This is a genomic window from Pseudoalteromonas sp. Z1A8, from assembly GCF_011378855.1.
Taxonomy (GTDB): domain Bacteria; phylum Pseudomonadota; class Gammaproteobacteria; order Enterobacterales; family Alteromonadaceae; genus Pseudoalteromonas.
The window spans coordinates 1-11629 of the sequence record NZ_WTLB01000077.1; the positions used below are offsets into that span (position 1 = coordinate 1).

10 protein-coding genes are annotated in these 11629 nt (G+C 40.9%); 7 read left to right on the top strand and 3 right to left on the bottom strand.

Features of this window, described 5'->3' with window-relative positions; all coding sequences use genetic code 11:
- Positions 1–141 precede the first annotated feature (141 nt).
- Positions 142–1032 carry a tetratricopeptide repeat protein gene (locus GQR55_RS18755; RefSeq protein ID WP_166421803.1) on the bottom strand — a complete coding sequence of 297 codons (891 nt, stop codon included), beginning with the start codon at positions 1030–1032 and terminating at the stop codon, positions 142–144.
- Positions 1033–1828: 796 nt separating this feature from the next.
- On the opposite strand from GQR55_RS18755, the gene katG reads away from it, so the two are divergent.
- Positions 1829–4009, top strand: coding sequence for a catalase/peroxidase HPI (gene katG, locus GQR55_RS18760; protein WP_166421804.1), 2181 nt, complete (start codon positions 1829–1831; stop codon positions 4007–4009).
- Between the two features lie 415 nt (positions 4010–4424).
- Here katG and GQR55_RS18765 read toward each other — a convergent pair whose 3' ends face one another.
- Entirely contained in the window at positions 4425–5333 is a 909-nt protein-coding gene (locus tag GQR55_RS18765) for a LysR family transcriptional regulator (RefSeq protein WP_166421805.1), read from the bottom strand.
- 113 nt (positions 5334–5446) lie between these two features.
- Between GQR55_RS18765 and GQR55_RS18770 the strand changes: the two genes are divergently transcribed.
- The 5 genes from GQR55_RS18770 to GQR55_RS18790 are packed head-to-tail and all read left to right on the top strand — an operon-like array spanning position 5447 to position 10047.
- Entirely contained in the window at positions 5447–6667 is a 1221-nt protein-coding gene (locus GQR55_RS18770; RefSeq protein WP_166421806.1) for an acyl-CoA dehydrogenase family protein, read from the top strand.
- A gap of 9 nt (positions 6668–6676) precedes the next feature.
- Complete coding sequence (locus GQR55_RS18775) at positions 6677–7498, top strand: SDR family oxidoreductase (protein ID WP_166421807.1); 822 nt, start codon at positions 6677–6679, stop codon at positions 7496–7498.
- Positions 7499–7510: 12 nt separating this feature from the next.
- A complete protein-coding gene (locus GQR55_RS18780; protein ID WP_166421808.1) occupies positions 7511–8584 on the top strand; it encodes a phosphotransferase family protein in 1074 nt (357 codons plus the stop codon).
- The gene (locus tag GQR55_RS18785) at positions 8584–9288 is read left to right on the top strand and encodes a histidine phosphatase family protein (protein ID WP_166421809.1); all 705 of its coding nucleotides are present in this window, start codon (positions 8584–8586) and stop codon (positions 9286–9288) included. Before GQR55_RS18780 ends, GQR55_RS18785 begins: the two co-directional genes overlap by 1 nt.
- 12 nt (positions 9289–9300) lie before the next feature.
- Positions 9301–10047, top strand: coding sequence for an SDR family oxidoreductase (locus tag GQR55_RS18790; protein ID WP_166421810.1), 747 nt, complete (start codon positions 9301–9303; stop codon positions 10045–10047).
- Positions 10048–10111: 64 nt separating this feature from the next.
- On the opposite strand, the gene GQR55_RS18795 is transcribed toward GQR55_RS18790, so the two are convergent.
- Positions 10112–10684 (bottom strand): short-chain dehydrogenase, encoded by a 573-nt coding sequence (locus tag GQR55_RS18795; RefSeq protein WP_166421811.1) that lies wholly within the window; start codon positions 10682–10684, stop codon positions 10112–10114.
- 192 nt (positions 10685–10876) lie between these two features.
- Here GQR55_RS18795 and arfB point away from each other — a divergent pair, with 192 nt between their 5' ends.
- Positions 10877–11290, top strand: a complete 414-nt coding sequence (gene arfB, locus GQR55_RS18800) for an alternative ribosome rescue aminoacyl-tRNA hydrolase ArfB (protein ID WP_166421812.1) — start codon at positions 10877–10879, stop codon at positions 11288–11290.
- Positions 11291–11629 lie beyond the last annotated feature (339 nt).

The window sequence follows — 11629 nt, forward strand, 5'->3', positions numbered from 1 at the left end:
TAATTTTTTCTGACTGCTTCTTCTGTATTTTTAAGTTTTTAATGTTTATATTCATATGGTTATCGCTTAATGCAGTGCCATTCGGCTTAAGCCCTTTTTTATTACATTTGTGGCCTGCTCAGGCAGGCTAAACTCTAATACTTAAACTACTTCACCAGCCACTATTGTATTAAAGCTGTCGTTGTCATGTAGGCTTGCAAATGCGCTCTCATGTAATAGCTCGTTACGTAAGTTAGGCGAATAATCAAGAGCCATTTTAATATCGGCTAATGCATCAGCATGCTTATGTGTTAGCGCATAAGCACATGCTCGTTGCCAATAGGCATAACCATAATCACTGTCTATATCAATGGCTTGATTACACAGCTCAATGGCTTGTGCTGTTTCGTTTATTTCTAGTAACGCATCGGCTTTATAAGCAATGGCTTCAACATCTTCTGGTTTACGTTTTAAAATCTCATCAAATATTTCAATTTTATTAGCAAAATCACTTTCTAAATTGGCACGCATCCATAACGAATGAACCTCGTTGGTAACCGAGATACGTTCTTGGTTACTGAGTATTTCTTCAGAGCGTACGCGTAGTTTTTCTTCAAGAATTTTTAATCGGTCTTCATACTCGTCAGTTATTACACTTACACGCGTATTTACAATATCTTCTACTTTGTTTTTAACATCGCGTAGCGAGTTCCAACCCACTAAAACCAAAATAGATGCTGTAGCGGTAATTATAAAAAATACATTGTTGATAGTGTCTGTTGTGTACGTTAATGCACGATCGGCGGTATCAAGTTGCGCATGAGTAACCTGCTTAGTTACATCCTCACGGAGTTTTTGTTGATCTTGTCTTACCGCTTTTAGCTCGTCGAGTATGTAGCGCTCCATCAGCGGTTTATACATAGACTCTTTAAGTTGTCCAAGGGCTTGTTGTTCTTGTTGCGGTGTAGGAGCTGCAGGTTTTTGTTCAGCAGAATTTACTATGCCCGAAAAAAAAGTTAAACAAACAAAAAGTGTAGATAGGTAATAACGCATTGGTACGCCTAATTAAATTAATTACTGCAATAACTTTAACATGCAGGGCTTAATGGCACTAGGTTTACACAAAAGTTAGTTAAAGCAAAAAAGAGGCAAAAAAAAACCAGCTCAAAATGAGCTGGCTAAAACTGCTTAAAACAACAATATGTCGTAGGGATTCACAGGAGAACAACTTCATACTAACTGAATCTTTCTGAACAAATACTTAACTCAATTCAATCAGTTAAAAATATAATAATACTCAGGGTATTCGTTTATAAAGTAAAGGTGCATTGGGCTTAAGTAATGCACCTTTATCATTATAACTATATAACTACAATTTCATGGTGAAGGGGGGTATTCCAATGTGCGCTTTAAATAAATTAAAGCCACTTTCAAACCCTTCACATACCACTACGCCGAAATTTTTCAATTCGATCACAGGTCTAGTAAAAAGATTAAGGTTAACTTTTTTATTTTACATTTTTAGCCTACACAATACTTTATACGAGCGTCATCAAATTTAGTTTTACTATTATTTAAAACGTGACTGTAAACCTATCTTTAAATACATAATTAGCTAAAGACCAATTAAAAATATAAATCGAAGCAATCGTTTTAAATAGTACGTTGAGGCTGGCGTAGCATAATTTATGCGCCTATATTAAGGATACATAAGTATTTAGGCAGGCATACTAAATCGTAAGCAAGCTGATTAAATAAAAATAACCGTTACTTTTTAAAAAGTTATAAATACATAAGCAACAATATTGATTGATAAAGTATTTTACTTTTCTATTATAAGGATTCCAGAATGAGCAACCCAAAAGCCGGCCAGTGCCCTGTAATGCATGGCAGTAATACTGTTACTTCAAAAAGTAATACAGATTGGTGGCCAAACTCACTTAACTTAGACATCCTTCATCAGCACGACACTAAATCAAACCCATATAGCAGCGACTTCAATTATGCCGAAGCATTCAAATCAATCGACCTTGAAGCGTTAAAAACAGACGTTAAAAATCTCATGACCGACAGCCAGGATTGGTGGCCAGCCGATTGGGGACACTACGGCGGTTTAATGATTCGTTTAGCATGGCATTCAGCGGGCTCTTACCGTTTAGCCGATGGCCGAGGAGGCGGTGGTACAGGTAATCAACGTTTTGCGCCACTAAATTCATGGCCAGACAACGGTAACCTCGACAAAGCGCGCCGTTTACTTTGGCCAATAAAGAAAAAATACGGTAACAAGCTTTCATGGGCCGACTTAATTATTTTAGCAGGCACCATGGCATACGAATCAATGGGCTTAAAAACCTTTGGTTTTGCCGGCGGCCGAGAAGATATTTGGCATCCTGAAAAAGACGTCTACTGGGGAGCCGAAAAAGAATGGTTAGCGCCAAGTGACGAACGTTACAGTAGCGTGGATAAACCAGACACCATGGAAAATCCATTAGCCGCAGTACAAATGGGTTTAATTTATGTAAACCCTGAAGGTGTAAATGGTATTCCTGATCCGCTTAAAACAGCGGCCCAAATTCGCGAAACTTTCGCACGTATGGCAATGGATGACGAAGAAACAGCTGCATTAACGGTAGGCGGGCACACAGTAGGTAAAGCACATGGTAATGGCAAAGCAGAAAACTTAGGCCCAGAGCCAGAAGCAGCTGACGTACACGAGCAAGGCCTTGGTTGGAATAACACTACAACACGTGGTATTGGCCGCGATACAGTTACATCAGGCGTAGAGGGCGCATGGACTACGCACCCAACACAATGGGACAACGAATACTGTAAGCTTTTATTAACCTACGAATGGGAACTCACTAAAAGCCCAGCAGGCGCTCATCAGTGGGAGCCTATTAATATTAAAGAAGAAGACAAACCTGTCGATGTAGAAGATTCATCAATTCGTTTAAAGCCAATGATGACTGATGCCGATATGGCGATGAAAGTGGACCCAACGTACCGTAAAATTATTGAGCGTTTTAATAACGACTTTGAATACTTTTCAGACGTGTTTGCACGTGCCTGGTTTAAACTAACTCACCGCGATTTAGGTCCTAAATCATGTTACTTAGGTGCAGACGTACCAAGCGAAGACTTAATTTGGCAAGATCCGATTCCAGCCGTTGATTACACATTAACAGACGCCGAAATTAGCAATTTAAAAACGACATTATTAAATAGTGGTGTTAGTGCCGCAGATTTAATAAATACAGCTTGGGATAGCGCACGTACTTATCGTGGTTCTGATAAACGTGGCGGCGCAAATGGTGCACGCATTCGTTTAGCACCGCAAAAAGATTGGCAAGGTAATGAGCCAGAACGTTTAGCATCAGTACTTAGTGCGCTTGAAAAAGTGCAGGTTGGCTTGAGTAAACCTGTTAGCATCGCCGACTTAATTGTTTTAGGTGGTACAGCTGCTGTTGAGCAAGCTGCAAAACAAGCCGGTGTTGATGTAAACGTGCCGTTTGCTCCAGGACGTGGAGATGCAACAGACGAAATGACTGATGCAGAATCGTTTGATGTACTAGAACCCATTCACGATGGTTTTAGAAACTGGCTGAAAAAAGATTACGCAGTATCAGCGGAAGAGTTATTACTAGAGCGCAGCCAACTAATGGGATTAAGTGCACCAGAAATGTCGGTACTTATTGGTGGGATGCGCGTACTAGGTACTAACTATGCAGGTAGCGAACATGGCGTATTTACAAATAACGTTGGCTCATTAACCAATAATTTCTTTGTAAACTTAACTGACATGTCAAACCGTTGGGAGCCAACTCAAAAAGGCTTGTACAATATAGTAGACCGCCAAAGTGGCACTACAAAATGGACTGCAACACGCGTTGATTTAGTATTTGGTTCAAACTCTATATTACGCGCATTAGCTGAGTTTTATGCACAAGACGACAACAAAGAACGTTTTGTACATGACTTTGTAAATGCATGGGTAAAAGTAATGAATGCCGATAGATTCGATCTTAAATAATCTACACGGTGATAATAAAAGGGGGAGTATTAATTGCTTCCCCTTTTTTATAAATTTAATATTGGTTATAAATTATTTGAGATAAGCGCAGAGCTTCCGCTAGAAGCACAGCTTCTAATTACTTAACCTAAAACCATCCTAAAAACTGCGTTTTTAAACGCCTGCAAGCAGCGCGTCTACAAGTAAATTTTAACCACGGCGTTAAGTTTGCCACGTAGGCGCAGAGCTTGCTCGCGCGAGAAGCGCAGCTTCTAATTACTAAACCTAACAATCTAAAAACTGCGTTTTAAACGCCTGCAAGCAGCGCGTCTACAGGTTAAATTAAACCACAGCGTTAAGTTTTCCACGTAGGCGCAGAGCTTGCTCGCGCGAGAAGCGCAGCTTCTAATTACTTAACTACAAATAAACCCTTCGGCTAACGCTTAAATATACCCTCTACTTGGCTGCGTAACCACATTAAGGCATCGTCTTTATCGGTGTTTTGGTGCCAATATAAATGCTGGTAAATAGCAGGCATAGTGGTAGGTACAGGGCGGGCTATTAATGTTTCATCAAGTAATTGACTTGCTATCATTGAAGGTAGGGTAAGTAAGAATGGCGAATTTTTTATAACCTCTTTTGCTGCAAAATAGGTTTGGCAGCGTATCGCCACTTCTCGGTTTAAGCTCAATTGCAGTAATGCAATATCTTCAATTACTGTCCCCGTTGCTCTGTTAGATACCGCGACATGTTTGGCGCTTAAGTAATTATTAATATTTAATTGGTTTTTAAGTGGATGATTTTTTTTCATTAATACACAAAAGTGATCACTCGATAGCACAGCATGGCTAATGGGCGATTTTATTGGCCTTGCTACATCTATCGCCATATCAATTTGATGATTAGCCAGTTGCTTGTGCATATCGTCGCGGTTTAACTTAACGCTCGCAAGGTTTGCCTTTGGGGCATGTTTTGCCAATATTAACTGCAATTTAGGCAGCACTATTGGCTCAATAGCATCGTGCAGCGCTATTTTAAACGTTTGTGCGGTAGTGGTTAAGTCAAAGTCGCCACAGGCTTGCAATACTTGTCGTAACTTTTCAAGTAAATCTATTAGCGCAGGTGCCATGCGCTGGCATGCAGGAGTGGGTAGCATTAACGGCCCTTGGCGCTCAAACAATGGATCGTTCAATACACTGCGCAGGCGTTTAATGGCATGGCTTACTGCAGAAGGCGTTATGTACAGCACTTTGGCTGTTTCGCTCATGTTTTTTTCAAAGTACAAACACTCAAAAATTTTAAGTAAATTTAAATCGAGTTGCTGAATGTGTTTAGCTTCTATCATTATTACCCGCTTATACTATGAATTATATTCACACTTGATTGGTAATATAATTCATTTAATTCATTGAGGCGAATGTTTTATGCTGGGTTAAATAAAAATAAACAGGTTACCTCATGAACTTTGAACCAAGCCAAAAAAGCCAAGACTATCTAAAGCGCGTAACAGCCTTTATGGATGAACACGTATTGCCTATTGAGCAAGCCGTTGTTGAGCATAACCATGCTAAAAATAACTCAAGCGATTGGACTACATGGCAGCTAAGTGAACACATTGAGCCATTAAAAGCCAAAGCAAAAGCAGCAGGCCTGTGGAACTTATTTTTACCCGACCAACATTTAGCACAAGGTTTAAGCTGTTTAGAATACGCACCTATTGCTGAGCAAATGGGGAAGTGTTTATTTGCCTCAGAGATTTTTAATTGCAACGCCCCCGACACAGGTAACATGGAAGTGCTTTATCACTTTGCAAACGATGAGCAAAAACAACAGTGGCTAACCCCATTATTAAATGGCGAAATACGCTCTGTATTTGCCATGACCGAACCCGACGTTGCCTCCTCAGATGCAACCAATATGCAAGCTACCATAGATGTTGATGGCGACGAGCTTATTTTAAACGGTAAAAAGTGGTGGACCACAGGCCTTGGTCATCCTAATGCGCAAGTGGCTATTTTTATGGGGCTTTCTAACCCTGAAAACGATAAACACAGTCAGCATTCAATGGTGTTAGTGCCATTAAATACACCAGGAGTAAATATTAAACGCATGCTAAGTGCTTGTGGCGATTTTGATGCGCCGTACGGTCACGGTGAAATGGAGTTTAATAATGTACGCGTGCCAAAGCAAAATCTTATTTTAGGTTTAGGTAAGGGCTTTGCCATTGCTCAAGGGCGTTTAGGACCAGGACGTATTCATCATTGCATGCGCGCAATTGGTGCTGCAGAGCGTTGCTTAGAACTTATGATTAAGCGCGGACTATCGCGCAGCGCCTTTGGTAAACCACTACTTAAATTAGGGGGCAATTTAGAGCGCGTAGCGCAAGCGCGAATGGCGATAGATCAAGCGCGATTATTAACCCTACATGCGGCATGGAAAATAGATACTCAAGGCGTTAAACACGCAATGACCGAAATATCGAGTATAAAAGTAGTGGTGCCCAATATGCTGCAAATGGTGTCAGATATGGCAATACAAGTATTTGGCGGTGCAGGAGTGTCGAGCGACTTTCCTATTGCATCGTTTAATGCAATGGGACGCATTTTACGCCTTGCCGATGGCCCCGACGAAGTACATATGGGCATGGTTTCGCGCCTCGAACTTAACAAATACCGCTAAGGCTACCACATGAAAACAAGACTAATAATAACAGGTGGAGCCACAGGGCTTGGCAAAGCATTAGCACTTAGTTACGCCAATAACCTAGGTGCCAATTTACAAATTTGCATTGCCGATATAAACGCCGAGCGCGCAGCCGTCACAATTGCCGAGCTGCAAGCATTAAAAGCCGATGCTTTTTTTTATGCCTGCGATATAACTAAACAAACTGATATAGAAAGCCTTTGCGATATCATTCAAACCAAGTGGCAAGGGGTTGATATAGTTGTAAACAATGCAGGCGTTGCTACTGGCGGCTCGCTTGAAGGAGAGTCACTTGAGCAATGGCAGTGGATTATGGATATTAATTTGCTCTCAATGGTGCGGGTGTGCAAAACGTTTTATCCGGTATTTAAACAACAAGGCAAAGGCTACTTTATTAATATTGCCTCACAAGCAGGGCTTACTCCTATTCCCTTTATGAGTAGCTACAATGCGGTAAAAGCAGCGGTTGTCAGTTTTAGTGAAACCTTAAAGCTCGAACTTGCCTACGACAATATAGATGTAAGTGTAGTGTGCCCCAGCTTTTTTAAAACTAATCTTGATGAATCAATGCGCACCAGCGAACCAGCTATGCAAACAATGCTAAACCGCGCGTTTGAGCGCTCGCCAATTACCGCAGAGCAAGTTGCTGATATTATTTACAAGCAATCGCTTAAGCGCCCGTTTTTAATTTTGACCCATAAATTAGGTAAACAAGCCTTTTTAATGAAAAAGCTTCTTCCCGTTGAGTGGTACATTAAAAGCATGCTGAAAAAAACACGCTCTATGCAACGTTTAAAATCAAAATAATAAAGGCAAACGATGAACACACAATTATTAGATCAAGCCAAAAGCATGCGCCAAGGCGAAGAGCTCGACACACAAAAAGTAGATGCCTGGCTTAAACAGCACATTACACATTTAACTGGCGAGCCAAGTGTTACCCAATATGCAGGTGGCGCGTCAAACTGGACTTATTGCCTAGACTACCCAGTGCAATCACTTATTCTACGCCGCGCGCCCAAAGGCACTAAAGCCAAAGGTGCGCACGATATGGGCCGCGAATACAAACTACAACACGCGCTAAAACCGGTTTACAGTTATGTGCCTCGCATGGAAGCATTTTGCGACGATGAAAGCATACTCGGCACCGATTTTTACGTTATGGAAAAACTCACGGGCATTATCCCGCGTAAAAACTTACCGCGCGACTTAACTGTAACGCCCGAGCGAACAAAGCAGCTTTGCGAAAACGTACTCGACTGCCTAGTTGAGCTACATAAAGTAGATTACAAACACGCTAATTTAAGTCACTTAGGTAAAGGAGAGGGTTACACGCAGCGCCAAATTAGTGGGTGGAGCGAGCGCTTTACTAAAGCTAAAACATGGAATGTACCCAGTGGTAAAAAGGTCATTAAATGGCTTGAAAACAACATGCCAAGCCATGAACGCATTTGTATAACCCATAACGATTTTAGGTTTGATAACGTCGTACTCGATGCCAACGACTACACAAAAGTACTGGGCATTTTAGATTGGGAGCTTGCAACGCTTGGCGACCCATTAATGGATTTAGGCAATACACTTGCTTATTGGGTAGAACCCGGAGATGACTTTTTAGCACAAGCTACACGGCGCCAACCAACTCATTTAAAAGGCATGCTTACCCGTAAAGAAGTTGTCGCTTATTACTGTAAAAAAATGGATATAACGGTAGACGATTTTACCTTTTACGAAGTGTATGGCTTATTTAGACTCGCCGGTATAGTGCAGCAAATTTATTATCGTTATCACCACGGACAAACTAAAAACCCTGCGTTTAAAAACTTTTGGGTATTTGTACATTACCTTTTATGGCGTTGTAATAAAGCGATTAAAAATCAAGGAAAAGCCTAATGTGCATTTTATATTTAGTACGCCACGGGCAGGCCAGCTTTTCGGCTGATGATTACGACAAGCTATCGGTAAAAGGGCAGCAGCAAGCGAGCTTACTTGGCGAATATTTAGCGCAAAAACAGCTAACGCCCGATGCCATTATTGCAGGCACAATGCTACGCCATAATCAAACTGCTGAGCTGAGTTTAGCTGCCCTTAACGATGCACCTATTGTAGTAAATGATGCGCGCTTAAATGAGTACGATCACGAGCATATTTTAGCGGTTTATAACCCAAATATTGCAACCCCAAGCCAACTACGTGCGGTACTTAGCAAGCAAGCCGACCCAATGGAGTATTTTAAAAACGTATTTATTAGCGCCATAGAGCAATGGGTGCTTAATCCCGACAGCACTCTCTATAACGAAAGCTTTAATGCCTTTAGTGCCCGTGTACTCGGCGTGCTTGAAACAATAGCCAAGCAGCATGATGGCAAAAAAGTGATTATTTATACTTCAGGCGGACCTATTAGCATTATTACCAGCCATTTAATGGGGCTAAAGCTTGATCGTTTTATCGATATTAATTGGAGCCTAGTAAATGCAGGTGTTACTAAAGTGGTCGCGCGCGGCAAAGGTGAAAATCGTAAGCTGAGCATAAGCAGCTTAAACGAACATCACTTTTTAGAGCAATATCCACAACAAAAACTAATTACCTATACCTAAGGAGCAAATACAATGCGCAAAAATATACTTATAACAGGTGCAAGTTCAGGCTTAGGCAAAGGAATGGCAAAAGAGTTTGCTAAACAAGGTTGTAACCTTGCTTTATGCGCTCGCCGCTTTGAATTATTAGAGCAGCTAAAGGCAGAACTTGAGCAAGTAAATCCTAATATAACCATTAGCATAAAAGTACTCGACGTTAACAACCACGAGCAAGTGTTTAGTGTATTTAAAGCCTTTAAAGAAGATCTTAACGGCCTTGACCGAGTTATTATAAATGCGGGCATGGGTAAAGGCGCCTCTATTGGTACCGGCTATTTTAATGCCAATAAGCAAACCGCCGAAACTAACTTTATAGCAGCACTTGCACAGGCCGAAGCCGCAATGGAAATTTTTAGAGCGCAAAATTATGGCCATTTAGTCACTATTTCGTCAATTAGTGCTGTGCGTGGTTTTAGACGAGCAATGACAGTTTATGCTGCCACTAAAGCTGCTATTACCTCATTAAGCGAAGGCATACGTATCGATGTAATGAATACACCAATAAAGGTAAGTTGTGTACATCCTGGTTTTATTAGAAGTGAAATAAACGAAAAAGTAAAAACAGTGCCTTTTATTGTCGATACCGAAACAGGCTGTAAAGCATTAGTAAAAGCCATCAATAAAGAAAAAGCCAACAGCTTTGTGCCAACGTGGCCGTGGTCTTTTTTACATTGGGTTTTACGTATAGCGCCGTTAAGTACAATTCGTAAAATGTCGTAAGGTGTTTAAATTTTAGGCATTAAAAAAGGTGGCAACAGCCACCTTTTTTATAAAACAATAAAACTTATAGAAGTGCAAAAAGCTTTTGTAGTTGTGGCATGTATTCGCTCACAAGTTCAAGGTTGCTTTCGCTTACTAAAGAATCCGTAGACTCCGCAGCTGCGCTTGACGATTTACCAAACGAACCCATTAACGAGCTAGCGCCTTTATCTTTAGCACTCTTCATACTTTGAAAACCACCCATTACTTTATTAGCGGTTTCTTGGTTATCAGCAGAAAGGCCCGATTTAAGATTTTCGATATAAGCCATTGATACTTCAGAACCTACAGTTACTAGCTGCTCTGGTGTAAAGCCGTAGCGGCCTGTAACACCCGCGAAGCTTTTGTACAGGTCTTGCTCTTTAATCATGCTTAGTGCGCTATTAGCTAATGAGCTTTGCTCACCAACATTTTGATCGGCAGAGCCGCCTAGCATACTTGCTAGGTCTAAGTCTTTTAACGACTCTTGGCTGCTTGCCCAGCTAGTTACAGCAGGCAGTGCTTTCATGTAGCTTTGAAGTTGGCCTTCGTTAATATCTTCTGCGAGGCTTGAGAAACTCATTGCTAATAAGCTAAGTGATAAAAGTATTTTTTTCATTGGGCATTTCCTAGTATTAAAGTTGCGCCAATTAAAAACTAATTAACGGCGCTTGCCAACACAAAAAGGAGTATTAGCTGATTTTATAGTACAAGTTATGAGAATTTACTTAAGTTCTAAGATTTTAGTTGATTCACCACAAGTCAATGTACAGATGATATAATGCATTTTTGACAAATAGAGCTGAACACAATGTTAACAATTTCAAATACTGTCACTATCGATGAATGGGAACTAGAGCTTACGGCTATTCGTTCGCAAGGTGCCGGTGGTCAAAATGTTAACAAAGTAGCCAGTGCTATTCATTTACGCTTTGATATTAACCGCTCTAAATTACCTGATTTTTATAAAGAGCGTTTGCTAGCCTTAAATGATTCAAGAATCACCAAAGAAGGTGTTTTAATAATAAAAGCCCAAAGCCATCGCACGCAAGAGCTAAACCGCGAAGACGCCCTTAAACGTTTAAAAGATTTAATTCTTAGTGCCACGGTTGTCAATAAAGCGCGCCGCGCCACCAAGCCTAGCCGTAATTCACAGCGCAAACGTATGGATAAAAAAACCAAACACGGGCAAAACAAAGCATTGCGTGGGAGTGTGAAAATTTAGCTGGTAGACGCGCTGCTTGCAGGCGTTTAAAAACGCAGTTTTTAGGATGGTTTTAGGTTAAGTAATTAGAAGCTGCGCTTCGCGCGCGAGCAAGCTCTGCGCCTACTGCGAAAACTTAACGCTGTGATTTAATTTAACCTGTAGACGCGCTGCTTGCAGGCGTTTAAAAACGCAGTTTTTACAAAATTATTAAGCCACACATGCATTAACTCCTACTCCTATATACAAAGTAATTAGAAGCTGCGCTTCTCGCGTGAGCAAGCTTTGCGCCTTGTATCTCTCATTGATAAATGATTAGCTATCATTTATCACATCGAAGTCAGTGAGCTTGCCTTTGCG

Coding starts and splice junctions, on each gene's coding strand:
- GQR55_RS18790 (WP_166421810.1), top strand. CDS start 9,301: ATGCGCAAAAATATACTTATAACAGGTGCAAGTTCAGGCTTAGGCAAA.
- GQR55_RS18770 (WP_166421806.1), top strand. CDS start 5,447: ATGAACTTTGAACCAAGCCAAAAAAGCCAAGACTATCTAAAGCGCGTA.
- GQR55_RS18780 (WP_166421808.1), top strand. CDS start 7,511: ATGAACACACAATTATTAGATCAAGCCAAAAGCATGCGCCAAGGCGAA.
- GQR55_RS18785 (WP_166421809.1), top strand. CDS start 8,584: ATGTGCATTTTATATTTAGTACGCCACGGGCAGGCCAGCTTTTCGGCT.
- GQR55_RS18755 (WP_166421803.1), bottom strand. CDS start 1,032: ATGCGTTATTACCTATCTACACTTTTTGTTTGTTTAACTTTTTTTTCG.
- arfB (WP_166421812.1), top strand. CDS start 10,877: ATGTTAACAATTTCAAATACTGTCACTATCGATGAATGGGAACTAGAG.
- GQR55_RS18765 (WP_166421805.1), bottom strand. CDS start 5,333: ATGATAGAAGCTAAACACATTCAGCAACTCGATTTAAATTTACTTAAA.
- GQR55_RS18775 (WP_166421807.1), top strand. CDS start 6,677: ATGAAAACAAGACTAATAATAACAGGTGGAGCCACAGGGCTTGGCAAA.
- katG (WP_166421804.1), top strand. CDS start 1,829: ATGAGCAACCCAAAAGCCGGCCAGTGCCCTGTAATGCATGGCAGTAAT.
- GQR55_RS18795 (WP_166421811.1), bottom strand. CDS start 10,684: ATGAAAAAAATACTTTTATCACTTAGCTTATTAGCAATGAGTTTCTCA.